This is a genomic window from Bdellovibrio sp. ZFWA1 (assembly GCF_056175665.1).
In genome coordinates, this window is record NZ_JBJKJH010000001.1 from 901,083 (window position 1) to 925,162 (window position 24,080).

The window sequence follows — 24,080 nt, forward strand, 5'->3', positions numbered from 1 at the left end:
ATAATTAAGAATCCATGAACGCAAGAGGGTCCTGAAAAATCGAGAATACTTGCAGGTTGGAACAGCTGACCTTTTTAATAGATATTGATGAGGTCGCGATGAAAAAAAATATTTTCCTATCAATTCTGTTTTCATTTTTTATTCATTTATCTGGTTGCACAAGCACCGACTTAAGACCTGATGACTCCATTGCTGGAAAAATTTATCAAAAACAAAATCGTCCCCGATACGTCAATAAAAATACATTTCAAGCGCCTTTTGCTAAGTCTGAACTTAATACGATCGCGCTCTTTTGTTGTAATCATGTTCTTACTGAATCCCAAAGTTGGTCCAACATCGCAAGTCAAAACCCAGATCTTGTCATCGCCGCGGGAAACTCTGTAAGCAGTGTTAAGCTTGATGAGAAGCCTTTAAATCAACAATATGAAAAATTAGATGCTAACGATTCTTACCGCTCGCTTCGCGCAAAAGTTCCCTTTATGGCAACTTGGGATGACTTGGATTATGGAATTCGATTTGGCGATAGGAACTACCAAGAAAAAGAACAAAGTCGGCAAGATTTCACTGAATACTGGGACTACATTAAAAGCTTTCAGCCTAAAAGACGCCCCCAAGGGATAGAACATGCAATAATATTTGGATCAAAAGGACGTCGCGTTCAAGTCATTATGCTGGACTTACGTTTCTATACTTCTTCTTGGATTGAAGACTCAAAAGGGGAATTTAAAAAGAACTGGAAAGCATCCGCTTCGTTGCTTGGAAGCAAACAATGGCGTTGGCTCTCTGCTGAATTAAAAAAACCTGCAGAACTAAGAATTATCATTAGCCCCTTGCAGGTAGGTGCCAATAATTCTGCGGAAAATCGCTGGGGACTTCTTCCTCATCAACGGCAGAAACTATTCGACCTTATTAGAGGCACAGCAGCTAAAAACACACTTATAGTTAGCGGCAATCGCCACTTCGGCTCTTTTGCAAAAGTGGATCTTAAAAATTACGGCAGCCTATATGATATGACGGTAGGCCCTCTCAGTGGGCCCACTGCAATGGCCGAAAAAGACTTTCACTATTTAAACGAACCTTTAATCGAACAAAATTTTGGCCTTATAAAAATCGACTGGAGTCAAAGATCGGCAACTCTGCAACTTATCAATAGAAGCAACACTGTTGCCCAAGAACTCAAATTTAATTTCATTAGAAATTGATACCCAGACCAACTGTTCCATAAAAGGTGGTCAATTTTAAATGAATGTCATCTGACTTCTTCTGAGCAAAATAGTTCTTAATTCCGAATCCAGCTTCTCCAAAGATTCGCGGAGTCCACAAAACTTTTCCGTGAAAGTTAATGATATAGTCTTCGTCTAAGCTATATCCACCATCCATCAAAGAGAAATATTTTATAAACTCCATATCTACCCACTTAGGATATTTCATATATGGCAACTTTGAAAACCAAGCATCAAAGACCTTAGGCATCGATCGAGCCCAAAAAACCCCGGCACCCATTTTGGGAATTTTAAATTGTCCTACCTTGACTGTCTCGTAGGCTCCAATCAATCCCACCGTTTCGTCTTTCTCCCAGATTCCGGGAGTTAACCGGTAGCGAATATCAGCTTGCATAACCGACAGCATATCATCACCCTCTTCAATCTCTTTCAGCTTTGTCATAGAGGTAAAGTATTTCGCACTGACTCCCCAGCGTTGCCGCGAAAAGTGAAAGTTATTAGAGCCAAAGATATCGTTCATCCACCACATGACGTGGCCTTCGGCAAAAATATGAAACTGTGATCCAGAAGTCGCCACCCCTGTTAAGCGAAAACTGGCCTCGCCAGCACTGCCGCGATAGACATCCAAGTAAGCCTTGTGCACAGATTTTTCAGCAGCGATTTCAAGATAGCTACGATTGTACTTAAATTTCTCGGGACTTTCGAACTCCCATAATTTTTCGCTATCGTTCGCGTCCTTCACTAACAACTTATCTTTTTGCTTGTAAGTGCCCGTCGAGTCTCTGGCGTTCAAAAAATGACGGTATTTTTCGGAAGGGGGATCTTTAATTTCTAGCTCGTATACAAAAACGCCCCCCTTAGACCCCGGAAGCAAAATCACTGCGTTTTTGATAGGAATTTTCGCCTTCCAGTAATCGGACTTTTCATCGATCGTTTTTTCAAACCCAACAACTTTTACAAATGGACTATAGTTTTCGCCTTTAATTTCTTCAGGCTCGTGGTTGACCGGAACTGGAAGCTCAGCAGTCAAATAGACTTTGTCCTCTTCTTCCGCCAAGCTCATGTCTTTAACTTTCAACTCTTGCGGCTCACTTCTAAATTCATATGAGTCACCCGTCGACAAGGTTGCAAAGAATTGCACCGGAGTATTCAAACCAACTTCCTTACGACCCTTTAGTTTAGCCTCTTCTTGTTGATAAATGGCTCTTGGGGTCGCTGTTCCGGCAATAGCTCCCATAAATAGCGAGCCATTTCTATTTTCTACGCCATACCAGCGTGAGCAAAGTGCGACGTAACTTTCTTTTTCTTTATTGGAGTCCTTTAGGCAAAACCTATATCTTTCACCTTCTTTGAAATTTAAAGAATCTTTACTTTCTTTAAACTTGATACTCCAACTGCCATCGCCTTTGATGTCTTGATGCCACTTTTCAGTGCCCATCCTATCGATAACAGATAGCTCTCCGCCCTGAATCAGCTTCTTATTCCATTCAAACTTAAATGAATCTCCATGCAGGCTTGGCTTTACTGATTGATCATCGAATACTACTTCAGACATCTGAAGCTTTAAACCTTTTGTGGATTCAAGATCGTAAGAAAAATAAGGTGGCTTGATTTTCAGCTCTGCATCTTTGACCTCAAAGTTAAGGGGCTGCTTCGCTTGTGCAAGCACGTGACTTGAGCCAAAAGAAAATATTAGAACTAGAAATGGCAAACGTACAAAAGATCTAAATTTCAAAATTTCCATCTTATTAATTATGTTTAAGCTCTTAAAGACAGACAAGTTGTTTACCACAACTAGGCTAACGTTGAGTTTATTCACCTGCAGCAATCTCTGAGATGTTGGTAATATAAATTAGTTTTTATTTTATGTTGAACCAAATAAGCCTATAATCCCTGTTGCCAAATGCAATTCTCGAAAAAATGTATCAAATACAGGAGGAACTATGTCTCAAGGATCAAAGTGCCCTTTTTCGGGCCAGATGACAGCTCGTACAACTATGGGGGCTCAATCTAACAAAGATTGGTGGCCAAAAAAATTGAATCTTAAGATACTTCATCAACACTCTGACAAATCAAATCCAATGGATACATCTTTTGATTATGCAAAAGAGTTTAAAAAATTAGATTACGCCGCAATAAAAAAAGATCTAAAGAAATTAATGACCAGCTCTCAGGACTGGTGGCCTGCCGACTGGGGACATTATGGAGGTCTTTTTATTCGAATGGCTTGGCACAGTGCTGGAACATATCGAACGATTGATGGACGTGGCGGCGGTGGAACTGGCAATCAAAGATTTGCTCCACTAAATAGCTGGCCCGACAACGTCAACTTGGATAAAGCAAGGCGCCTATTGTGGCCAATTAAAAAGAAATACGGAAATAAAATCTCGTGGGCAGATTTGATGATTCTTGCGGGAAACGTTGCTTTAGAGTCTATGGGATTTAAGACTTTCGGCTTTGCCGGTGGAAGACCTGACATTTGGGAACCAGAAGAAGACATCTACTGGGGATCTGAAACCGAATGGCTTGGCGACAAGCGATATGCCGGTGATCGTGAATTAGAAAATCCACTTGCCGCAGTTCAAATGGGATTGATTTATGTCAATCCAGAGGGCCCAAATGGAAACCCAGATCCCGTTGCCTCGGGCCGAGACGTGCGTGAAACCTTTGCTAGAATGGCTATGAATGATGAGGAAACCGTTGCCCTTGTGGCCGGCGGTCACACATTCGGTAAAGCTCATGGAGCAGGAGATCCAAAACTTGTTGGTCCAGAACCCGAAGGAGCTGCCATAGAAGAAATGGGTTTAGGTTGGAACAATAAATTTGGAAGCGGCAAAGGCGTTCATACCACTTCAAGTGGTATCGAGGGCGCATGGAAGCCAAATCCAACAAAGTGGGATAATGGCTACTTCGAAATGCTTTTCAAATACGAATGGGAGCTCGTAAAGAGTCCTGCTGGCGCTCATCAATGGCGACCAAAAAATTGCGAAGAAAAGGACATGATACCTGATGCTCATGATCCTAAGAAAAAAGCACCGCCAATGATGACAACTGCGGATCTTTCACTGAAATTCGATTCAACCTACGAAAAGATTTCTAGGAAGTTCCATAAAGATCCAAAGGCATTTGCCGATGCTGACCTTGGCCCCTTCTTTGGAGTGTTTGAAACCTCACGGTTGAGAAGTCTCTCTTAATCTTTCTTCGTATTGTTTGGCAAACATTTCTGGTGTTTTATTTTTCAACGCTGAGTTTGGTCGTTCCGTGTTGTACTCGATTCTCCAACTTTCAATGATCTCTTTTGCATGCAAAATGGATTCAAACCAGTTTAGATTCAAACACTCGCTGCGGAACTTGTCGTTGAAAGACTCAATGAATGCATTCTGGATAGGTTTGCCAGGTTGAATAAATTTCAGTTCCACCCCGTTTTGGTATGCCCATACATCCATCGCCTTTGAAGTGAACTCCGTACCGTTGTCCACGATGATCGCTTTCGGGCACTTACCTTGAGTCTTGAGTCTGTTGAGCACATCGGCCACGCGGTTGCCCGGAATTGAAAAATCAACATGAATCGCCACCGCTTCGTGTGTGAATAAATCTTTGATGTTGAGGGTTCTAAATCTTCGTCCCGTCGCTAGAGAGTCTGAGACAAAGTCCATGGCCCAAATTTGATTGGGTCCCGTCGGAGCCACAAAGAGGAGTCGTTTGCCTGATCTCTTTTTCTTTCCTGATCGTCGATTCATTTGCAATCCCAGCTCTCGGTATATTCGAGCAATTCGCTTGTGATTATCTTTAAAACCCATACGCTCACGAAGAATAAATGAAACCCGTGGTCTGCCATAGCGAACCTTTGCTTGCGCAATCTCAAGCATTTTTTCTTTTAGGGCGTTGTCATCGCGATGTCGTTGGCGCTTGTAAAATAGCGTAGATTGTTGAAGCCCCAAGACTTTGCAGAGTGATCGTTTGCTGATTTTCAATTTGTCTTTGATAGCTTCAAACGCCTTGCGCTTTTGCTTGGGGCTCACCACTTTCCCTTGATGATCTCTTGGGCTGCCTCTAGTTCGACGGCCTGTTTTGCAACCACACGCTGCAAGCGCACGATCGTTGCTTCAAGCTCTTTAAGCCTACGAACCTCAGAGCCCTGCATACTGCCGTATTTCTTTCTCCATGCATAGAACGTGTGGGTGGCGATGCCGTGTTTGCGGCAAATATCTTGAGTCGACGCTCCGGCATGGCCTTCGGATAAAATCTTGGTGATTTGTTCGTCTGAAAATCTGGATTTGCGCATTTGCGCTCCCTTCATGCACGTCTTTTACGCGCTTTGTTGGGAGGAATCAAGTGCTCCAGTTTTTGGGGCCAAGGTCAATGCTTTTGCCAGAGCCTGGTTTAAACTAACTCACCGAGATATGGGACCACGCTCTCGCTATCTGGGTCCTGAAGTGCCAAAAGAAATTCTTATATGGCAAGATCCGCTCCCTGCCTCGAAAACTCAGATTATCAATGATAAGGATATTACTGCGTTAAAAAAATCGATTCTAAAATCAGGAATCTCGATTACAAAACTAATCGAAGTAGCATGGGCCTCAGCGGCAACTTACCGTGGCTCTGATATGCGCGGCGGCGCAAACGGAGCGAGAATTCGACTAGAACCCCAACGCAGTTGGGAAGTGAACCAGCCTAAAGAGCTTGAGAAAGTTTTAGTTAAATACGAGACGATTCAAAAAGCTTTCAATGCCAAATCAAAAAAGAAGCAAGTTTCACTAGCTGACCTCATTGTACTTGGCGGATGCGTGGGAATTGAAGAAGCCGCAAAAAAAGCAGGTCAAAAAATTAAAGTTCCCTTCACTGCGGGCCGGGTCGATGCGACTCAAGAAATGACTGATGTTCAATCCTTTTCGGTTCTTGAACCCGCGGCCGATGGATTCCGCAACTACGCGAAAAAAGGTTTAAACAAACATGGACCTGAAATGCTAGTTGATAAAGCCCAGCTTTTAAGACTGACAGCTCCCGAGATGACAGTGTTAATCGGTGGGCTTAGAGTCCTGGGCATCAATCACAACCAATCCAAGTTTGGAGTATTCACAAATAAAGTAGGTAGTTTGACGAACGACTTTTTTGTGAATGTTCTGGACATGAAAACCGATTGGAAAAAGTCTGATGTTGAAGGTGAATATAACGGCGTTGACAGGCAAACCGGCAAGACGAAGTGGGTTGCGACATCAACGGATCTTATCTTCGGCTCTAATTCAGAACTGCGGGCTCTAAGTGAAGTCTATGCTCAAGACGATGCTCAGTTGAAATTTACAAAAGATTTCGTGCAGGCTTGGGTCAAAGTGATGAATTTAGATCGCTTCGATCTAAAAAAATAACTTTTCAAAAAAGGGAGGAAACAAATCCTCCCTTTTTATTTAAATGACACATAAAAGCACTTACTAATACAATTGTTTTAGAAATCATTTAAAAAGGAATAATAATGAATAAATGGGCACCGAAAATCTCTAGGTATGTTCTTGGATTAATCTTCTTTGTATTCGGATTGATTGGCTTATTAAATTTAATACCGCCTCCCCCGGATATGCCTGAAAATCTTAAGATCTGTTCCTGACCCCGATTTGATTTGGACACCCAACCCAGGGGGTCTTTATGGAAGTAACGTCTAGCAGACGGAAAGTATTTACACAGGAAAAGAAGCAATTAATCATCAAAGAGCACTATTCGCAGGGAATTTCCATCCCCGTACTTGCCAGGAAATATGGGGTTCATGCTATCACTCTCTATAGTTGGAAGAGGCAAATGAACCACAAAAAAGACGAATCACCAGTCAATGCGGAATACATCCAAAAGCTGATCGAAGAAAACGACAAGCTCAAAGCTGAGAATCAAAATCTCAAAGCCAAGGTTGGTGAGTTGGCGATCAAGAACGACATCTTGAAAGATGGTCTGGAGATCGTCCAAAAAAAAGCGATCTTAAAAGCACTTCAACCGCCAAAGAAGTCAAAGCGCTTGATCGGTATGAAGTAACCCACATCGCGGAAGCCTTCGAAATCAGTCGAAGTTCACTTTACTACGAACCAGTTTCTCAGGAGGAAATTGGCATGCCTCGCTTTTACCAAAAATCGGAAGATGAAGTAATTTTAAAAGAAATCAAAAGTGTTATCGCCATCAGATCAACTTACGGTTATCGCCGAGTTACCACGATGGTGAATCGCCAGAGGTCTCTTGACGGTCGCAATAAGATCAATCGCAAGCGTGTTCAGCGAATCATGCGTATGAATGGCCTTTCACTGCCACAAACATTGCCGCAGCAGAAGCGACCACATACGGGCGTGGTAATGACAATGTTTCCAAACTTGCGTTGGTGTTCGGATGGAATGGAAATCCGTTGTTTTAATGGCGAAAAAGTTTTCGTGGCATTTGCCTTGGACTGCTGTGATCGAGAAGCTTTTGCTTACGTCGCTAGAACCGAGCCACTGTCTGCCGACGACATCGAAGAGCTAATGGTTAAAGCTGTTGAAGCGAGATTTGGTGAGTCGTTGAGATGCCCTAGGGAGATCCAGTGGTTGTCAGATCGTGGGTCAATTTACAGAGCGAAATCAGTAAAGGATCTTGGTAAAGAATTGAACCTACAATGCTGCTACACCAGAGCATACAGTCCAGAGTCCAACGGTATGGCCGAAGCCTTCGTTAAAACAATTAAGAGGGATTACGTTTATCAAGCAGACTGCGACAGTGCAGAGACGGTTCTTAAGCTTTTACCGCAATGGTTTGCTGACTATAACAACGTCGCTCCGCACTCAGCCCTTGGCATGAAGAGCCCGGTCGAGTATAAGGAGTCCGTGAACTTTTAAACCGTGTCCAAAAAATCGGGGTTCACTCCACAGTATGACAGAGCAATTGAAGCTTACAAGAATGGAGAAGTCCTAACGATCAAAGGGCTTATTGATATAAACGACAATCGAATCTACTCAAATAACATAAACTCAATGTCATAAATTCTATTTTCTAATTAATTTTCACCAAAGATATCTGACAAGATGACTCTATGCTGACATACAAATCCCATCAGACACAAAAAGTGGTCCACGTCGCAATCTGCCTTTAAGCCAGGATTGTCGATTGATGCTCCTAAAACGGCAGAATCATTCAAAAGCAAAGAAGTTGATCTTCGAGAAAGATGGGAAGGTCCTTAGCTATAGATACATGCGACATCGGTATGACTTAACGCTCAAGAGAGCCGGAATCGTAGGAAAAAAAGGCTCTCATACCTTACGACATACATTTGCAGTAGATTTTCTTAGCGAAACAACGGACTACTTAGCGCTACAAAATATGCTAGGGCACTCCAAGCTTGAGGATACTTTACGCTACGGAAGTATCTCGAGTAAAAGGTGCACTCCGTCTACGGCAAATACAGCATCTCTACAATGAATCTTGAAATACCTAACAACAAGCGACTGAAGGCAATTTAAACATTTAACCAAATGATTTAGTTAAAACCACTCCCCCACTTAGTACATCGAGATTAATTTAAACAACTTAGAAAATAAATGGTTGAGGTGCCGGCACCTCAACAAAATCATACACTTAGCTTCGGTGAATACCAATTAGTATTCAAGACTTTCGGTCAAATATTCCAGATTATCTGATTTTATCAAGCCTCTTTCCATTTACAGAGCATGAACACATGGAGCGTTCGAAGGAGGCAGTTATGAAACTAGAACAAAAATATATTCTGGATGAAGACACATTCTACCGCTTAAACAAGGTGCTAAGAAAAGTGTTTTATGAAAACTACGAGGGCAAAGCGAAATTCCCCAAGGAAGTAGTTCAGGAACTACGAGAAATTTGGTGCAAGGTCGACATTATCTATCACGACCAAACTTTGCGGAGTTTCTCAGTGGGTGACGTCATCTATTATCCTGAACAAGGTATCGGTCATCGATTCAAGATCGTCGGAAAGGATGAACGAAACTTTCAGCTAACAAGAATCACTCCCATGCCCAAAGCTGAATCAGGAATTACATGGCTAAAGGATTTTGAAGTTGACCACTATCGGTTACAAAGATTCTGGCAAAAATATAAATAACAAGTCCGCCTACTCGTTATGCCAGCTGACCTCGAGTTTGTTACCATCGGGATCTTTAACAAAGAAAGATGCAAACTCGTTTTCAGCAGTTTTCATTTCACGAACGAAGTTTTCATTTCCATTTTTCATTTTCTCATAAATACCAAAGACTTCTTCTGCACTGTCGAGGCAGAAACCCAAGTGACACCAATCAGGGAGTTTTGGAAGTTCATCCACGGGATCAATCGCAATGAGAAAACCTTTTTTGTCGGTAAGAAAAACTCCTGAACCATGCTCGAATTTTTTGGTGAATCCAAAATACGTTTCGTAGAATTTTTGAATCGCGTTTATATTTTTTGTTCCCAAGTGGACATGATTTAAAGTCATCGTTTCTTCCTCTAAAAACTGTTCGCCGTTTTTGAGCCGAAAAATCGGCAATTTTCATACTCGTTTTGTTTACTTTCTATCCCGAATTCCTCAATGATTTCAAGGCAGATAAAACAGGCAGTGGTATCCAATAATTTATAAGTTATTGAAATCATTGAAGAAAATGCGGATGGTGGATATGTTGAAAGCTAAGTCTTATCAATTACTTAAGATATGTGGATACCAAAAAGTATTCACGACCTACGATCAACTATTTACCTAAGCACCATTCTCAACATTGATGGTTCGTCTTTCTGGGAATCTACTTGTCGCTCCAAAACTTCAAAACCCGCACTGACGACTTCGCGAATCACTTTTTCAACGGGGTAAATTCTCCGCTGGACACACCAATGCTGTCCTTCGATTTCTACAACTCCTCGGCCATTCGATGGCTTAGTTTTATGCCAAAGAATAAAGTCGTCATCAAATCTTAGTGTATCAAACATCTTTGCAGGATCAATTTTTGTATCTGGCATTACCATTGTATCTAAAATAAAAATGCCACCATTAGCAAGAACACTCTTGATTTCTTCGAATACCTTTTTTCGATCTTCTTCGAGAACGATGCAGTGAAGAAAATGGCTGTCGTAAATTAAATCAAACTTTTTATTAAGTGATTTCAAATTTAATACATCACCTGCTACAAATTGAATTTCTAAGTTTTGCTGGCTGGCTAAGTCTTTTCCAATTTCAAGAGCCGTCTCGGAAATATCTATTCCTGTCGTTGCGAATCCATGTCGTGCTAAAGTGAATGCCGTAGTTCCGGTCCCACATCCAAGATCCAGAGCAAATTTCTCTCTCACCTCTGGATAATATTTTTCTATTTTTTGGCCTAGGTATTCATTAGTTTTTGCATCGCCTAGCTCCGCTAAATTTTTCGCATTTCCCCAGCCAACGAATCCTTTAGCTTTAATCTGCTGATAAGCAGTCTCGTGTTGGTGATAATAAGACTTCATAAGCGACTTCCTTTGAAAGGGCTTTCCTAGTTAAAGGTCTAGCAACCCTTTTTACTAACTTAGTAAGCTCCGCATGATAAATTAAACAAAAAAATTCTTTAAAGATCAACTGACATTTACAAGATACCGAGAACCCATTCTCGTTTTTATCACTTCATAGGCGATTCAAAACCAATGATATTTCCAAATGGATCTTTAATTTGCATGATGGTTCGTTTTACTTCATTAACCTTCAATGGTCCGCGGTATAGCTCACCACCCAACTCTTTAACTCTCTCTAAAACTTTATATACATCATCAACGAGCCAATACCCCACTGATCCACCAGAAGAAAATGGATTTTTAGAGTCAGGAATTGTGATGTCGAACGAAACTCCTGCAATTTTGAATGAAACAAAACTTTCAGTATCTTCAATCGGATCTTGATTGAAAAAATTTTTATACCAATCCCGACTCATCGAAACTTCATTCGAAAAAATTCGTATTGTCGAAAATTCTTTTACTTCAAAACATTTCATCACTTAGCTTCCTTCTCTTCTATATGACTAGACAATAATATATCCACAAGAAAACTCAACTGGATTTATAAATCCTATCAAGGACAGTTCGCCATTCCAAGGGTGTTCCTCTTGCCCAGAGAATTTCTTGTGTTGGTGTCCATTCATTATCTATTATTTTCTCTTTTCGTTCTTGTGTGAGCTTCATTAAAATCTTACTCGCACAAGCTCCGCATACCTCGGGCCGAGAGTCGGCCTCAGCAGAATGAAAAAACTCAATCACTTCGAAAGAATTTTTTCCAAAAAGTTGTAGCTCCAAAAAAACTAAATCTTTTAAAAATCCTATGTAATTATATTTTAAGACCACGACCGACAGAGCCCCGATGGGATCATTAAGATTGGCTGTTTGAATGAGTCTCGGTGTCTCTATTTTTTTCTTTTTCCATTTTCTAAAAGAAAAATCTAAATTAAAAAAGTTGGCAATTTTCACAAGCAGTAAAGCTATGAGCGAAGTAACGATCCAAATAATCAAAGCCCCTCCGAAAATGTAGCCACTACCAAAAATCAAAATGAACCCAAAAAGAAAAATAAATAAAAACAAGTAACCTCCTCATTAAAATACAGTGAGCAATTTTTTGCTCGCCGGAGTTGGCCTATTTATCTGTTCACACCGCCACAAGATCGACAGATTTTTGATACTAGAGAAGGGTCTGGGCACAAAGTATCAATATGAACTTCATTGCCAGTCCTGTAATAGCCACTTACTCCAGCATTGTTGTAGATTTTGTCCATTGCATATTGAGCCTCGTCAATAGAGCCAAATACATAAACTGCAACTGTTACCATAAACCATACCTCCATATGCTTGTACAGTCTCGTACTAGGCTCAGGTTTTCCAGTACAAGTACAGTAGAAAATTCATCGAGATTTAAAATGGTTTTCAACGGATAAAAATAAGACGACGACTTAAAATAAGTCGTTCATTTTGTGGGGCAATTGTCCCAAAGGAAAAACTTAAAAACTTTGAGCCTTCTCCGAACAGAGGCGACAGAGTTCGATTTGCTCGGTAAAGCTTTGCTCTTTCCTAAACGGAGTAATCTTAAAAGACTTGCCCTCAAACTCAACTAGTGCAATCCAGTTTTTCATCGACGGCTCGCCTTGAAAGACATAGAAAAATCTTTTTCCCCACTCGTGTCTGTCTTCAATTTCTAACAATCCAAACTCGTTCATAGTGACCTCCTATCGCACATCAAAAAATGAAATATCCCCAAAAAAACCTCTATAATTATTAAACATATATATTTACCCCTACATAACCCGCCCCCAAAAATAAAAAATTATTCTCCCTCGTCAGTTTGTGATGTTGTTCCTCGTTGCTTGGTAAAGAAAAGTAAAGCAGAGGAAAGCCTCTTTTTAATCTCTTCCTTATTGAACTGCTCCGCCGTTTTCAATAGTAAAAGGTTCTTATTTCCTTTTGCCTCGGGGTCTAGCTGAATGATCCCGAGTGCTTCAAGCTCTCGCAGTCCATCTTGAATACTGTTATAAGAAAACCCCAATGAAAGGGCCAAATGGCTCCTATCGAATGCAATAAAGGCAGAGCCTTTGCTTGGGTGAGGCTTCACCCTTTGCACCCATTGCAGATAAAAATAAAGGCGAAAAGCCGAAGGGCTGATGATATGAGAGTTAAAGATCCATTTTTGTTGTTCCATGTCCCTTAAATAGGTCGAGGTAGGCCTTAAGAAATCTAGGCCACAGCACTAACTTTTTTTAGAAAATTGAAAATCTATTTATAACTACGAACCACAAAAATCTGTGATGGCTGTCAATGATTCACAGATGGGCTTTACGGGAAGATTCAACGGTCGGCCAGTGGGGAGACGATAGGTGCAGACGGGAACGGAACAAAGCACCGCTGGGAGTGAATTCACAAGAGGGAGTAGTCGGTTCTTTACAAGATTAGACTATAAAAGTTTGTGAATGTGGCTAGACAGTGTTCCGGCCCTTGCACGAGGGAAGCTAGTCAAGTGTAAGCTGTGCGAGACTTACATCCTTTTACCCGAAGCATTCAAAAAGGACGGGGTAAAGGTCTCACCAAGGATAAGTTTTTAAACTTGTCTTTGGCAGAGCTTTACCTACTACCTGAGAAAAATTAATACTTGAAAACTATTTAACACTTTTCACCCCGTACTAGTGTCCTGTGTATAAGAATGTAAATAAATATAAAAACAGAATCTATTTACAGAATATGGCTCGACCATTTTCTAAAAGAATTAAAATAATTTTAAACTTAAACAAAGTAGCAGTCTTCATGATTTACCTGATGATGTTTGCCGTACTTTTTAAAATCAAAAAATTATTTTTAATTGCGGCCACACTTTGCGGTCTCTGTTCGTGGATTGCTTCATTGCTAGGGCTCATTCGAGAAAAGTACTCTCGAACATTAAAAGTCGATGAGTACCAAGAGCTAGAAAAACTGCCACACCGTAAAAGTAAAAGAACAAGTAGATTTTATACTGATTTATAGACGGAGAAAATTATTTCTCTCCGCTTGGCACTTTCCGATTTATAGGAATTACATTTCTTTCCAGAGCATTTCCGACCGCATCTTTTAGGTCGAGACCAATTAAATCAATATAGTATTGGGTCGTACGGTACGAACTGTGACCTAGTATCTTCTGCACGATTATCGGTGGCCTTCCGGCCAACAGCAAAGCGGTACAATAGCTTCCACGAAGAGCATGAAAATTAGTTGTATAAGAAAGTCCAACTGCCTTTTGCATTTCTCTTATAACTTCGGCGGCCTTGCCGTTTTTCCAGTCATCAATTCTAGGTAAAACAAAATCACTCGTGGATTTTAATTTTAATTCTTTCAATAAAGCTTCAAGCCTTGGAGTGAACGGAACAATTCTAGATTTTTTCCCTTTTGTCGTGTTTAAAATTCTTTCTGTCTTCCAGTCATAGCTTGTTTTTACATGAACTTGCTTCATCTCAAAGTTGACATTTGACCACACCAACGAAAATGCCTCACCAGACCTTAAGCCGGAATTAAAACCAAACTCATACACGATAGCCCATTCAGGAAAATGCTCTTTTGCATAATCAAGGACTTTATAAAAATCATCTTTCTGCATAATCTTTGGTTCGTTGTCTTCAAGAGCTTCAGGCTCTACTACTCCTCGACGAATATGGACACCATTTGTCGGATTGTGATTTATATGTCCAAGAGAAATCTGTCTTTTAAAAACTTGCCGAATAAATTTTAAGATTTGCTTCCGAGTGATGTATTTTATTTCCCCTTTTATCTCTTTGGAGTTGAGATAATTTTCAAAGATTTCAATGTTAAACCACGAGATCATTTTCGAGTTCCATTGAGATGTATGTTTTTCTAAAGTCTGTCGCACATTCTCAACGGTTGCAGGGGACATCGTTTTGTCTTCGAGTCGATTATACAAATATGTTTTGTATTGTTCAAAGGCCTCTTTCCAAGTCTTATCACCGCTTTGCAACTTGATAGCTTTTCCGGCCATGAGGTCTTCTAATTTTCTTTTTTCTTTTCGAGCTAACGGTAAAGATGCAATCCGTCTTCTTCGCATAAAAAGTTGCTTACTACTTCGAGAAGCATTATCAATTTTAAAACGGCGAGAAATACTCACAGAATAAGTACCATCGAAGTTTCCATTTTTGTCGATGTTTTCCCAGATGCCGTCTTCTACTTTTTTGCCTCTTTTTTCTTTAGCCATATAGTTTCCTTATCGGCTTATTTTTTCTCAAGTAGAGTCTGCATGAAGGTGCGGACCATCTTTGCGGAGGTCTCGTCTAGTTTCTTGTAGTTGTCTCCGATGTAATCATGATCCGTGGAGTTCTTGTCGTACTCTCTGCACAATTCAAAAAAGTATTTTTCACCTATTCCAAATATCTTGCAGACTTTTGCGATGTTGCTTGAGGTTAAATCGGATCGCATATTTTCCCACTGCGAGACCGAGCTATCCGAAAGTCCGAGTTTTGCTCCAAGTTCTTTCATTGAAAATCCGTGTTGCTCGCGGAGTTGCTTTAATACTTTGCCCTCAGTTTTATAGATGACTCTTCTTGTTCTATTGCTCATAGATTTTTTTTGCCGCAACGGAACATGATTGTCCACAGATTTTGCTACATATTCATTAAGTATTTAGTATGTGGTATCCACGGTCTATCAAACAGTATTCACACTTTTTGCTAAAGTATTCGTTTTTAACCCGTTGATTTCACTTAAAAGTAATTGATAAAACAGGTCAAGTATTTGTAATTATTGACTAAATTAGTAATGCATTGAGGTTCCCCGAATGGGGAGGATATTGTCGTCAAATCGAATATATGAGAGAGATAAATGGTGGAGGCGGGGGGAATTGAACCCCCGTCCGCAAGCGATCCACGAAAAGGCGCTACATGCTTAGTTCGCTGTTTTAAGCTTAGCGTGCGAGCTTCCAGGAACAAAATCTCACACGCCGCTCCCCCAGTAGATTTAAGCTGCAGCCCTGAAGAAAACAACTGCAACCGATTCGGCTAATTTGACGACTTATCCAGAAGCACCGACGATTCCCGGTAAGTCGTAGCTGTCAATTAAGCAGCTAATGCGTAGTCGTTGTTAGCAACTATAAAATGTACGTTTTTAAAGAGGTCCTCGTACGCCCCTGCATGCTCCTTTTGCTTCAGCACCCACGTCGAAGCCAGGTCGCCCCCACACGGTTTTAGCGTCACAAAAGTAAAACTAAAATCGAACGAATATGAATCTAGATTGTAGCAATCTCAATAAGAATTTTACAACGTCCCCACGCGTAAAACTGAGTAAATACTCACAAGTTCTTAACATAAGCAGGTGTCAAAATGGCCCAAAAAGTCCAGATATCCACCATTTAGCATGGTATTCCACAGAGTTATCCACATTTTGCTGCAAAAATCCACAGCAGATAGGGGGTGAAATTTAAGATTCTTACACTTACGAATCGGCAATTTAAGTGGTTAAAAAAACAGCAGGCACCCGTTTTTGGATGCCTGCTGCAGTGACTTTAAACTTTTAAAATCAACAACCAAAGAAAACTACCGAGCACCTCTCCAAAGAAAATATCTTCCCGCCCTAACGGCCTCAACAACGCCCTGGTCTTTCAAGCAATACAAAGCAGTCTCGGTCACTGCAATCGATTCTTGACCATAAGGCGGCCAGTCGATCCAAAACGAATGCACACCTTCCAATGTATCGGCAGCCCCGGGGTGAAGCGCTAAATATTGAACGATCGATCGACTCACAGCCGGTACCGGCTCGCTTCCACAGTTTAATGCCTGCGCAGAACTTGCTCCCAAAAGCACACTTAAAATCATCAAAAACCTCTTCATTCTTATCTCCATCTGCAAAAAACCACCGCAACAAATCGACGGCATATTATTCAATTTGAAACCAAATAACAATTCACCTGTAAACATTGCAAATCCCTGGCCACACCCAGATGGCCCCAACAAAAAAAGCCCCCCAGGACACCCTGAGAGGCTTTTAATATTCTAAATAAAATCTACCACTATCTAAATAGGTCTGCTGCCGAAGCCGCTGAAGCTACCAAATTGCCCACATCTGGTTGAGCATTCTGATTTGGTTGCTGATTACGCATCGGAGACAAAGATTCAATCGTCGCCTTGATCGCCTGATGCTTAGCCAACTCGGCCTCGAGTGCAGCCTTGATCTCTTGTTTTTTATCAACAGCCACAACATCACCCTGAACCGAGTTCGTCACCGGGAACAACTGAATGTTCAACTGGTAAACTCTTTCGCCCTTCGTATTCATACGAGCAATTGTATTGTCCTTGTGCATGCCTTTACGCATTTGACGAAGCTTGAACTTCAGATCTTCGAATTCAGACTTAGTTAATGACATTGTCAAAGTTCCAAACTCGCGATCCGTCGGAGCATCTTGGTACAAAGACTCAAGACCCATGTACATCAACTGAGCTTGCAATTTGCGAACAAGAGCCACTGGAACTTCCTCTGGATTTTCAATCAGACTACGGCCCTTACGAAGCTCGCCCGTTGCAGAGTCTAACTTTAATTCTCCAGATGAAATCAATGTGTTTAGTGCCGTTTCGATTTCATCTTCAGCCGCTTTCCCACGAAGTAGGTTCTTCAATGTCTTAACATCAAAAACTACACCCTGCTGATCGACCATCGCATAGATAATCCACGCCACCCAGTTCGGTACTTTTTCCCAAGTACGTCGATCAATTTCTCCGGCTTTAAGTTTCGAACCCACACGGTGCTCGCTTAGCTTTTTCAACCACAGATTGCGATCCGCAGGATCCATTGACTGAGTGAAGTTTACAAGCAAGTTAAGCTCTTCAGATTGTTCTTTATTCAACCCCAAAGCTTTAGCAAATTTCAGAACCATATCGTCGGAAAGATTTCTTTTTCCTTCGATAATCATCTTCAAATAATTTGGAGATTTAATATTCGCAGCAGCCGAGAACATCGCATAGTTGTATGGGCGAAGGCTCTTCTTCGTTGATGCTCTTTTGAATTCATAAAAATCCGCAAGATATTGGCGGTAATTCATGTAATCGGAAAGTTGAGGACAAACGGCGGAAGTTGTTGAATTCTCTTTTTGATTGCTGAACTCTCTAGGTTGTTGATTCATTAAAGTAGCCTCCACTGACTAAAGACTAGTTGACCCTAAGCTGAGACCAAAAACAATACCTTGCCGCGTTGTTTAATCACTTTGAACAAAAAAAGAAAAGAGAGACCCCGATAGCCTCTCTTTTCAATCTGCCAAATATCAACAAAGATCATGGCAATTTAAATCTTATGTTTAAATCGACTATCTAGACAGTCTCAACGTTACACCGTGGATTGTTTGCTCTCCGCTGGTGTAAAGAACGATACTATCTGCGCCGTAACCCAGAACGTTATTTCCAGTTGGAAATACCGAGTAAACTTGTCTGTACGGAGACAAATTAATCGCAGGCCCCTGATTGAAACTGTTAATCGTTATATTGATCAATGCAGAGCTATAACGAGCGTTCGCTTCGATTTCAATCGCAACAACGCGCAGACCACGATAGCGATTCATATCAATATAATTGGTTAAATCGACTCGGCCATTGTATCCAAGGTTTTGATATAGGTTAATTGGTACAACAACATCGCGACCAACACCGCCACCATGACCACCACCACCACGGCCTTCACGCAAATGCACAGTGATGCTTTCAATATAAACTAAACCCGACACACGAAGTCTTAAAGTAGAAATATCTCGACCTAAAACAGACCCCTGCTGCGGAAATAAACCAATCAAACCATTTGGAGAATAAGTCGTATCAACTGCGTAGCCATTCACCAACAACTCCATCTGAGAATTGTAATCCGAGCTTCTAACGTCCACAGTCACTGATTCAACAACATAACCTTCATACTGACGCTCAAGCCCCAACAACTGACGTAACGGCAAAGTTTCATTAACTACTCGGCGATTGATGTAAACAGTCTTTTGATCAGAGTTGCCATAGTCAGGCTCTGACGGCGGATAACCTGGATATGGATTATCTGGGTACGGACTTTCTGGATAAGGTTGAGGATACGGCTGTGGATATGGTTGCGGAGAAGGACGAACGCCCCCGCCGTGACGATCCCCAGGTACGATATAGGCCGATGCTACGGCACTTGAAAGCACAATCACAGATGCTAAAAGCGATTTAACTAGAGTCATTTTGTCCCCCTTTTGAACAAAAAAAATGGCAGAGCTTTACAAAAGCAACTGCCATGCCGTTCGATTTTGGGGTCAAAAAGTGACCTCAGAGTAACAAAACTGACTATTTGATATCTAAACTTGATTCATTCAAATCAACGATTGGTTTGATCTTACGCATTATAGTGATCGCAAACTGCTCGCCACCTATAGCTCCACGCTTTCTCATTTTCAAAGCCAAGCGAATTTGACCTAAACCGTTATTATTAATCAACTTAGCTTCAGCGATCGAATTCTGATAATTCAACTTCCACTGATTTAATGCTAGCAGATCCAAAGAATCATTAGCTTCAACGCCAATTCTTGAAAGAGCCACATTCACCGCAGTGCCAGCCTCTGGAGCCAACAATGCACCCGAGAAACCTAAAAGCTCTTTATTACGGCTTTGGATATAAACATTCACGCCCGCGCGTCCGTTTACAACTTCCCAAGAATTCATTTTGATCGCAGAAATTCTGTTATCAGAATTAATACGTTTGATAGAGTTGATAATCATCTCACGGATATCCGCATACTCTGCGCTATCAGTATACTCTCCTGGTAAATGGAAATAAGCATCTGCAGCAGATTGTCTAAAGATCACATTGATAATTGCACTAGGAGTCCCATTGCCACCAACTTTAACTCGAAGATAAGAGTTCTCACACTGACCATCAAGATCTAAACATTTCAAAGTAGCTGCAACCGCTTGAGTTCCCGTCGTCGTCTCGCCGGCACCGGCGCGAACCAACTGAAGTTGATTTGCTGAACCCGAAGACATCGCCCCAGCTAATACATAAGTTTTTGCACTGCCTGCTTCATCAATTTTCAGAGCAATAATAGCCTCACCAGACAAAGAATCCACAGAAAGCTTTGCAGATCTTACGGATGCTGCCGCGGCGAAATTCAAGCGACGAGTTTCCCATCCTACTTTTTCATTTCTAGCGCGCAACCAAGCAAGGATACCGTCTGTTGAAGTACCAGTATAAAGAAGACCATCGGAAGTTTTTCCACCCGTCAAACGCTTCGTAAGATTATCACGAGTTACGTTCTTCGCATCATCGCTTTCATAATCTTGCGGAATTGGATTCAACTCGGCATCTTTCACAGGCTTCGTTTCAGAAACCTTCGGAGGAGTGCCTGAAGGAATGCTTGGCACTTTATCTGGAGTCGGAGCTGGCGGAAGAGTTCCAGAGCCACCCGCCGAAGATTCATCATTAGGAGCCGGAAGTCCACCTTCCATATCCCCTTGAACAACTTCTTTCTTTAATTCATTCGTCTGAGGAGCCGATGGATTTCCAACCTGCTTCTTTTTGCCACAAGCTGAAAGTGATAAAGAGGCAATCACAGCAGCGGCCAATAATAATGATCTTTTATCTAACGCGAACATTTAAACCTCCAAGATTTCAGTGCGAACAATTAGCAAGTCGCGAGCCAAGATTCGTCACCGTTCAATTCCCCTGTATTGCAATACAGCCCGTTTTCAAATGTTGTTTAGGAAACATTTACAGGGCTGTACAACAGTTTGGCGCACTTATTTAACTTGATCCTGTACGATCACCAACGTTGACCAAGCTTGTGTTGATCCCCACACTGAATTTGTCGTTTCTGAATATACAACATTGCCATCAGCATCTGTTTTTGCCGTTCCATCAGGATTAACCACAGGAACCGCTTTATAACCCTTATCAGAACCAGCGTATCTATATAGGTATTCTGCTAAAGCAGCTGGCAAGCGCACGCAACCACCAGAAGCTTTACGACCTAGCTTTTCTTCAGTTCCAGGAATCGCTTTATGAAGTGCAATACCGCCATTGAAGAACATCACGTACTCGATATTTGTACACATCTCTTTTTGAGTGATAAAGCCCAGCACTTTTCCGAAGATGCTATCACACATTTTTGCAGAATAGGCTTCAGACTTATGTTTCTTCGCTGTGTATTGAATCGTGTAATAGCCAGTTGGAGTTGTCGTCCAGCTGTCTTTCTGAGAGTGGTTTTCACCCTTTTTCTCGAACTGATTTCTACCAGTAGAGACTTTAAACACAGTATCAGATCCATTCTTAGTTAAAGATGGAAGTTCTGAAATACGGTTAGATCTTTCCTCTAAAGCTTTCACATCTGTTTCATAGCGATTTACATCTTGAAGATAACGTTGAACATCCGAAGAAGTGATCAACTTTCCTTCGCGGTAAACACGGATAGTCTGAGAGTCGGATCCACGCTCTGCACGGTTTACAACTACTACGAATTTAAAGTCTTTAATCCAAGGTTTAGCATCAAAGTCCAATTCATCAAAACTGACATTATATTCAGTAGGACGAGGCGGGATGATTTCAGCTGCCTGAGCAGAACCCAAGAAAGAACTTGCAGGATTTTGTTGCCCATAACTTCCATCAAAATAGTCAGACGCTGCTTTAGAAACCGATCCAGCTAAAATTGTTCCTGCCAGGGTCAATGAACCCACAAGATATCCCATTTTTTTCATATCAAAACTCCTATTTATTTGAATAAACGGGACGGGTATATCATAGGTCCGCTTAGACGCCGTTAACTTAGACGGTAGATTGTAAATTCCCAAGGAATGTATAATTTGTAGACAGGTCGTTTTTACAAAGGCATATTCATTTCATGCTTATTTCGTCGATATTTAAAAGACTTACCCCGTGCCTTATAGCTGCCGCACTTTCAATGTTCTTTCTTGATCAACGTTTAGCGCATTTTTTTAATCTTGATGAAAATCAGTCTTTGAAGTCCTTTGGTAAAATAATTACGGATATTGGCCTTGCTGAAAACTATTTCATTATTTCCTTAGCGGTGTGGATTTGCTGCTGGTGGATTTTAAAGAAAGGTCCCGTGACTCAAGATTCTTTGACCACAGCCAAGCTGAAGGCCGACTTCTTCAGACGGTGGAGTCTTAACTTTCTTGTTGGCCTTATCGTTTCAGGAATTATCGTCCATATTTTTAAAAACATTATTGGCCGTGCAAGACCTCATCAAACTCCTGACTTCTATCCGTTCATGTTTGACTCTTTCAATTTTAATTGGAAATTTCAATCAATGCCCTCGGGGCATTCCCAGGTGATGTTTACAGCTGCTACTTTTTTCGCCGTCGCTTTCCCAAGATGGAAATGGCTGTGGTACAGCTTTGCACTGCTGATCTGTTTTAGCCGCGTAATGGTTCACGATCATTTTCTTAGTGATACAATCATGGGCGCATTTACAGGATGGCTTGGCGCGACTTTGACTTTGTATTGGCTGCGCAAAAAGAAGATTGGACTTAAAGAGCTAGATTTCCCATCTTAGATTCACTTAAAAATTCGCATTTAAATTGCTGCTCTTTAAGCTGCCTCACATATTTTGCATATTCCGGAATATATTTTTCAACCTCGGCCCAGAACCTTGGAGAGTGATTCATATGGCGCATGTGGGCCAGCTCGTGAACAATTACGTAATCAATAATTTGCGGGGAAAAACAAATCAGTCGCCAATTTAAGTTGATGATTCCACGACTACTACAGCTTCCCCAACGGGTCTTTTGCTCGCGAAATTTTAACTGCTGCGGTTGAAGCTGCATTTGCAATGCCCAAAAAGTAAAACGCTCGGATAAATACTTTATAGCTTCACGTTTATAAAAGTGACGCATTTCTTTAAGAGCTTCGGGGTGCTCTTGATATTTAACGTCCGCGCTCCATTCATTTCTGGGGATATGGTATAGAATTTCTGCCTCTGCTACCGAAACAAATGCTTTTTTATTTAAAGTAATCACCGCACGGAATTTTAAGTCTTGGCCTTTAAAGGCAAAACTTTCGTTATGTTTTAGGGTTTTATTTAAATGTTCTCCATGCAGCTCATCGAACTTCTGCATGTTTTTTTCAATCCAGTCTTTTTTTGCTAGCAAAAAATCCATGATGGCCTTGTTAGGCAAAAGTTTCGGCGCCAGCACCTTAATTGGGCGATGAGGATAAAGCGAAACAGATACAGAACGACGAAAAGCCTTTCGATGCAACTCGACTGGCCATGTGTAAAACAAAAATTTTTCGACTTTTATAGTTTCGCTCACGCAATAAGAATGACTCAGAAAGAATTTTCTGTCAAAAAAGGAGGTATGCAGCAACACGCCTCTTTCTATAATTTGCATCCCGACACGGTCTTAAAGGCCGCCGAGGCCTGTGGCTTTCAAACAACGGGGGAATTCTATCAGTTGAATTCTTACGAAAACCGGGTCTTTGACATCCGCCTTGAAGGGCAAGAAGCTGTTATTGCCAAATACTATCGCCCTCAACGCTGGTCCACTGAAGCCATCATGGATGAACATGAATTCTTGTGGGAGCTTAAATCCGAGGACATCGAGGCCATCGCTCCACTTATTCTTCCCAATGAAATGACCGTGTCCATCGTTGACGGCATGAATGTAGCTTATTTTCCCAAAATGCGCGGCCGTATGCCTCAGGAGTTTCTGGGCGATCAGTTGAAACAAGTTGGTAGACTATTGGCTCGAGTTCACAATATCGGGGCCCAACATCCCGCTGAATATCGACCCGTGATGGACACTTCGTACTATGGTGGTTGGGATACTTTGGATTTTTTAGCAGAGTGGATCACTCCCGAACTACGTAATCGCTATCTGCAGGCTGCTGAAACCATTTTACGCAAAGTCGATGAAGTCGTGAATCCCTCGGAATTTATTCGCATTCATGGGGATTGCCATAAAGGAAATCTGCTACACAACGGTAAAGAGTTCTTCTTGGTCGATTTTGATGATTGCGCCAACGGACCTGTGGTTCAAGACTTTTGGATGTTGTTTTCAGGAGACAATGACAGCTTTAGTGAAGAAAGGGATCTGATCCTTTCGGGATACGAAGAGCTCCGAGAGTTTCCATGGCATCAATTTGATTGGGTTCCCCTTTTACGTGGACAAAGGATTATCTCGTACGCTGGGTGGATTGCAAAGCGCTGGGAAGATCCAAGCTTTCCAAGAATATTCCCAGAATTTAACACCTACCGATACTGGGCCGAAGAGGTCGAAGCCTTAGAAAGAATCGCCTGGACAGTCTAGGTCCACCTGATTCAGATCGAACCTCCATTTAGCCCCGCGCATTAGTGGCATTTGCCCGTCGACAGCTCGGATCTAGCTTAATATAGTCTTTGCGTTGATAAAATTAACCAACAGG

Annotated in this window: 26 protein-coding genes, 1 other RNA gene and 2 pseudogenes; 10 read left to right on the top strand and 19 right to left on the bottom strand. The window is 41.5% G+C overall.

The genetic code is table 11. The features are described 5' to 3' along the window. The first annotated feature begins 98 nt into the window (after nt 1–98). On the top strand, nt 99–1,202 hold the full coding sequence (locus tag AC04MN_RS04230) for an alkaline phosphatase D family protein (protein ID WP_475381945.1): 1,104 nt from the start codon (nt 99–101) through the stop codon (nt 1,200–1,202). Here the strand turns inward: AC04MN_RS04230 and AC04MN_RS04235 are convergent. Further along, complete coding sequence (locus tag AC04MN_RS04235; protein ID WP_475381946.1) at nt 1,192–2,967, bottom strand: hypothetical protein; 1,776 nt, start codon at nt 2,965–2,967, stop codon at nt 1,192–1,194. The genes AC04MN_RS04230 and AC04MN_RS04235 overlap by 11 nt on opposite strands. Nucleotides 2,968–3,166: 199 nt before the next feature. Between AC04MN_RS04235 and AC04MN_RS04240 the strand changes: the two are divergent. After that, a pseudogene (locus tag AC04MN_RS04240) lies at nt 3,167–4,360 on the top strand (peroxidase family protein); the annotation flags it as partial. 33 nt (nt 4,361–4,393) lie between these two features. Here AC04MN_RS04240 and AC04MN_RS04245 read toward each other — a convergent pair. Then, nucleotides 4,394–5,245: an IS3 family transposase gene (locus tag AC04MN_RS04245; protein ID WP_475381947.1), complete on the bottom strand. Its 852-nt coding sequence runs from the start codon at nt 5,243–5,245 to the stop codon at nt 4,394–4,396. After that, complete coding sequence (gene tnpA, locus AC04MN_RS04250; RefSeq protein WP_475381948.1) at nt 5,242–5,523, bottom strand: IS66 family insertion sequence element accessory protein TnpA; 282 nt, start codon at nt 5,521–5,523, stop codon at nt 5,242–5,244. Before tnpA ends, AC04MN_RS04245 begins: the two co-directional genes overlap by 4 nt. Before the next feature lie 61 nt (nt 5,524–5,584). Between tnpA and AC04MN_RS04255 the strand changes: the two are divergent. The 5 genes and pseudogenes from AC04MN_RS04255 to AC04MN_RS04275 all read left to right on the top strand — a co-directional run. After that, a pseudogene (locus AC04MN_RS04255) lies at nt 5,585–6,589 on the top strand (peroxidase family protein); the annotation flags it as partial. A gap of 274 nt (nt 6,590–6,863) precedes the next feature. Then, nucleotides 6,864–7,241 carry a transposase gene (locus AC04MN_RS04260; protein ID WP_475381949.1) on the top strand — a complete coding sequence of 126 codons (378 nt, stop codon included), beginning with the start codon at nt 6,864–6,866 and terminating at the stop codon, nt 7,239–7,241. A 23-nt stretch (nt 7,242–7,264) separates the two neighbouring features. Further along, a complete protein-coding gene (locus AC04MN_RS04265; protein WP_475382956.1) occupies nt 7,265–8,068 on the top strand; it encodes an IS3 family transposase in 804 nt (267 codons plus the stop codon). Nucleotides 8,069–8,276: 208 nt separating this feature from the next. Further along, on the top strand, nt 8,277–8,648 hold the full coding sequence (locus tag AC04MN_RS04270) for a tyrosine-type recombinase/integrase (RefSeq protein ID WP_475382957.1): 372 nt from the start codon (nt 8,277–8,279) through the stop codon (nt 8,646–8,648). Nucleotides 8,649–8,928: 280 nt separating this feature from the next. Next, nucleotides 8,929–9,306 (top strand): hypothetical protein, encoded by a 378-nt coding sequence (locus AC04MN_RS04275; protein ID WP_475381950.1) that lies wholly within the window; start codon nt 8,929–8,931, stop codon nt 9,304–9,306. 9 nt (nt 9,307–9,315) lie between these two features. Here AC04MN_RS04275 and AC04MN_RS04280 read toward each other — a convergent pair whose 3' ends face one another. The 7 genes from AC04MN_RS04280 to AC04MN_RS04310 all read right to left on the bottom strand — a co-directional run bounded on the left by AC04MN_RS04280 (nt 9,316) and on the right by AC04MN_RS04310 (nt 12,873). Beyond that, on the bottom strand, nt 9,316–9,672 hold the full coding sequence (locus AC04MN_RS04280) for a VOC family protein (protein ID WP_475381951.1): 357 nt from the start codon (nt 9,670–9,672) through the stop codon (nt 9,316–9,318). Nucleotides 9,673–9,926: 254 nt separating this feature from the next. Beyond that, nucleotides 9,927–10,667 carry a class I SAM-dependent methyltransferase gene (locus tag AC04MN_RS04285; protein ID WP_475381952.1) on the bottom strand — a complete coding sequence of 247 codons (741 nt, stop codon included), beginning with the start codon at nt 10,665–10,667 and terminating at the stop codon, nt 9,927–9,929. Nucleotides 10,668–10,816: 149 nt separating this feature from the next. Then, entirely contained in the window at nt 10,817–11,185 is a 369-nt protein-coding gene (locus AC04MN_RS04290; protein WP_475381953.1) for a VOC family protein, read from the bottom strand. 55 nt (nt 11,186–11,240) lie between these two features. Further along, on the bottom strand, nt 11,241–11,765 hold the full coding sequence (locus AC04MN_RS04295) for a hypothetical protein (RefSeq protein ID WP_475381954.1): 525 nt from the start codon (nt 11,763–11,765) through the stop codon (nt 11,241–11,243). A 56-nt stretch (nt 11,766–11,821) separates the two neighbouring features. After that, nucleotides 11,822–12,010, bottom strand: coding sequence for a hypothetical protein (locus AC04MN_RS04300; protein ID WP_475381955.1), 189 nt, complete (start codon nt 12,008–12,010; stop codon nt 11,822–11,824). 168 nt (nt 12,011–12,178) lie between these two features. Then, on the bottom strand, nt 12,179–12,394 hold the full coding sequence (locus tag AC04MN_RS04305) for a hypothetical protein (protein WP_475381956.1): 216 nt from the start codon (nt 12,392–12,394) through the stop codon (nt 12,179–12,181). 107 nt (nt 12,395–12,501) lie between these two features. Continuing rightward, on the bottom strand, nt 12,502–12,873 hold the full coding sequence (locus AC04MN_RS04310) for a hypothetical protein (protein ID WP_475381957.1): 372 nt from the start codon (nt 12,871–12,873) through the stop codon (nt 12,502–12,504). Between the two features lie 536 nt (nt 12,874–13,409). Here AC04MN_RS04310 and AC04MN_RS04315 point away from each other — a divergent pair. Beyond that, on the top strand, nt 13,410–13,688 hold the full coding sequence (locus AC04MN_RS04315) for a hypothetical protein (RefSeq protein ID WP_475381958.1): 279 nt from the start codon (nt 13,410–13,412) through the stop codon (nt 13,686–13,688). 10 nt (nt 13,689–13,698) lie between these two features. Here the strand turns inward: AC04MN_RS04315 and AC04MN_RS04320 are convergent, their stop codons facing one another. The 8 genes from AC04MN_RS04320 to AC04MN_RS04355 all read right to left on the bottom strand — a co-directional run bounded on the left by AC04MN_RS04320 (nt 13,699) and on the right by AC04MN_RS04355 (nt 21,394). Continuing rightward, complete coding sequence (locus AC04MN_RS04320) at nt 13,699–14,904, bottom strand: tyrosine-type recombinase/integrase (RefSeq protein WP_475381959.1); 1,206 nt, start codon at nt 14,902–14,904, stop codon at nt 13,699–13,701. Between the two features lie 17 nt (nt 14,905–14,921). Next, nucleotides 14,922–15,266: a helix-turn-helix domain-containing protein gene (locus AC04MN_RS04325; RefSeq protein ID WP_475381960.1), complete on the bottom strand. Its 345-nt coding sequence runs from the start codon at nt 15,264–15,266 to the stop codon at nt 14,922–14,924. A 262-nt stretch (nt 15,267–15,528) separates the two neighbouring features. Then, nucleotides 15,529–15,880: a transfer-messenger RNA gene (gene ssrA, locus AC04MN_RS04330) on the bottom strand. A 357-nt stretch (nt 15,881–16,237) separates the two neighbouring features. Next, nucleotides 16,238–16,531 (bottom strand): hypothetical protein, encoded by a 294-nt coding sequence (locus AC04MN_RS04335; protein ID WP_475381961.1) that lies wholly within the window; start codon nt 16,529–16,531, stop codon nt 16,238–16,240. Nucleotides 16,532–16,710: 179 nt separating this feature from the next. Continuing rightward, the gene (locus AC04MN_RS04340; protein WP_475381962.1) at nt 16,711–17,817 is read right to left on the bottom strand and encodes a TIGR02147 family protein; all 1,107 of its coding nucleotides are present in this window, start codon (nt 17,815–17,817) and stop codon (nt 16,711–16,713) included. A 180-nt stretch (nt 17,818–17,997) separates the two neighbouring features. Further along, on the bottom strand, nt 17,998–18,888 hold the full coding sequence (locus AC04MN_RS04345) for a hypothetical protein (RefSeq protein ID WP_475381963.1): 891 nt from the start codon (nt 18,886–18,888) through the stop codon (nt 17,998–18,000). 103 nt (nt 18,889–18,991) lie between these two features. Further along, the gene (locus tag AC04MN_RS04350) at nt 18,992–20,296 is read right to left on the bottom strand and encodes a hypothetical protein (protein WP_475381964.1); all 1,305 of its coding nucleotides are present in this window, start codon (nt 20,294–20,296) and stop codon (nt 18,992–18,994) included. Nucleotides 20,297–20,440: 144 nt separating this feature from the next. Continuing rightward, the gene (locus AC04MN_RS04355) at nt 20,441–21,394 is read right to left on the bottom strand and encodes a L,D-transpeptidase family protein (RefSeq protein ID WP_475381965.1); all 954 of its coding nucleotides are present in this window, start codon (nt 21,392–21,394) and stop codon (nt 20,441–20,443) included. 143 nt (nt 21,395–21,537) lie between these two features. Between AC04MN_RS04355 and AC04MN_RS04360 the strand changes: the two genes are divergently transcribed. Further along, on the top strand, nt 21,538–22,212 hold the full coding sequence (locus AC04MN_RS04360) for a phosphatase PAP2 family protein (protein ID WP_475381966.1): 675 nt from the start codon (nt 21,538–21,540) through the stop codon (nt 22,210–22,212). Here the strand turns inward: AC04MN_RS04360 and AC04MN_RS04365 are convergent. After that, the gene (locus AC04MN_RS04365) at nt 22,187–22,969 is read right to left on the bottom strand and encodes a M48 family metallopeptidase (RefSeq protein WP_475381967.1); all 783 of its coding nucleotides are present in this window, start codon (nt 22,967–22,969) and stop codon (nt 22,187–22,189) included. The genes AC04MN_RS04360 and AC04MN_RS04365 overlap by 26 nt on opposite strands. Nucleotides 22,970–23,014: 45 nt before the next feature. Here AC04MN_RS04365 and AC04MN_RS04370 point away from each other — a divergent pair, with 45 nt between their 5' ends. Further along, nucleotides 23,015–23,965 (top strand): serine/threonine protein kinase, encoded by a 951-nt coding sequence (locus AC04MN_RS04370; protein WP_475381968.1) that lies wholly within the window; start codon nt 23,015–23,017, stop codon nt 23,963–23,965. Nucleotides 23,966–24,080: the final 115 nt, after the last annotated feature.

Coding starts and splice junctions, on each gene's coding strand:
- AC04MN_RS04340 (WP_475381962.1), bottom strand. CDS start 17,817: ATGAATCAACAACCTAGAGAGTTCAGCAATCAAAAAGAGAATTCAACA.
- AC04MN_RS04305 (WP_475381956.1), bottom strand. CDS start 12,394: ATGAACGAGTTTGGATTGTTAGAAATTGAAGACAGACACGAGTGGGGA.
- AC04MN_RS04315 (WP_475381958.1), top strand. CDS start 13,410: ATGGCTCGACCATTTTCTAAAAGAATTAAAATAATTTTAAACTTAAAC.
- AC04MN_RS04370 (WP_475381968.1), top strand. CDS start 23,015: ATGCAGCAACACGCCTCTTTCTATAATTTGCATCCCGACACGGTCTTA.
- AC04MN_RS04310 (WP_475381957.1), bottom strand. CDS start 12,873: ATGGAACAACAAAAATGGATCTTTAACTCTCATATCATCAGCCCTTCG.
- AC04MN_RS04285 (WP_475381952.1), bottom strand. CDS start 10,667: ATGAAGTCTTATTATCACCAACACGAGACTGCTTATCAGCAGATTAAA.
- AC04MN_RS04345 (WP_475381963.1), bottom strand. CDS start 18,888: ATGACTCTAGTTAAATCGCTTTTAGCATCTGTGATTGTGCTTTCAAGT.
- AC04MN_RS04280 (WP_475381951.1), bottom strand. CDS start 9,672: ATGACTTTAAATCATGTCCACTTGGGAACAAAAAATATAAACGCGATT.
- AC04MN_RS04350 (WP_475381964.1), bottom strand. CDS start 20,296: ATGTTCGCGTTAGATAAAAGATCATTATTATTGGCCGCTGCTGTGATT.
- AC04MN_RS04320 (WP_475381959.1), bottom strand. CDS start 14,904: ATGGCTAAAGAAAAAAGAGGCAAAAAAGTAGAAGACGGCATCTGGGAA.
- AC04MN_RS04360 (WP_475381966.1), top strand. CDS start 21,538: ATGCTTATTTCGTCGATATTTAAAAGACTTACCCCGTGCCTTATAGCT.
- AC04MN_RS04290 (WP_475381953.1), bottom strand. CDS start 11,185: ATGAAATGTTTTGAAGTAAAAGAATTTTCGACAATACGAATTTTTTCG.
- AC04MN_RS04230 (WP_475381945.1), top strand. CDS start 99: ATGAAAAAAAATATTTTCCTATCAATTCTGTTTTCATTTTTTATTCAT.
- AC04MN_RS04325 (WP_475381960.1), bottom strand. CDS start 15,266: ATGAGCAATAGAACAAGAAGAGTCATCTATAAAACTGAGGGCAAAGTA.
- AC04MN_RS04275 (WP_475381950.1), top strand. CDS start 8,929: ATGAAACTAGAACAAAAATATATTCTGGATGAAGACACATTCTACCGC.
- tnpA (WP_475381948.1), bottom strand. CDS start 5,523: ATGAAGGGAGCGCAAATGCGCAAATCCAGATTTTCAGACGAACAAATC.
- AC04MN_RS04355 (WP_475381965.1), bottom strand. CDS start 21,394: ATGAAAAAAATGGGATATCTTGTGGGTTCATTGACCCTGGCAGGAACA.
- AC04MN_RS04235 (WP_475381946.1), bottom strand. CDS start 2,967: ATGGAAATTTTGAAATTTAGATCTTTTGTACGTTTGCCATTTCTAGTT.
- AC04MN_RS04335 (WP_475381961.1), bottom strand. CDS start 16,531: ATGAAGAGGTTTTTGATGATTTTAAGTGTGCTTTTGGGAGCAAGTTCT.
- AC04MN_RS04300 (WP_475381955.1), bottom strand. CDS start 12,010: ATGGTAACAGTTGCAGTTTATGTATTTGGCTCTATTGACGAGGCTCAA.
- AC04MN_RS04260 (WP_475381949.1), top strand. CDS start 6,864: ATGGAAGTAACGTCTAGCAGACGGAAAGTATTTACACAGGAAAAGAAG.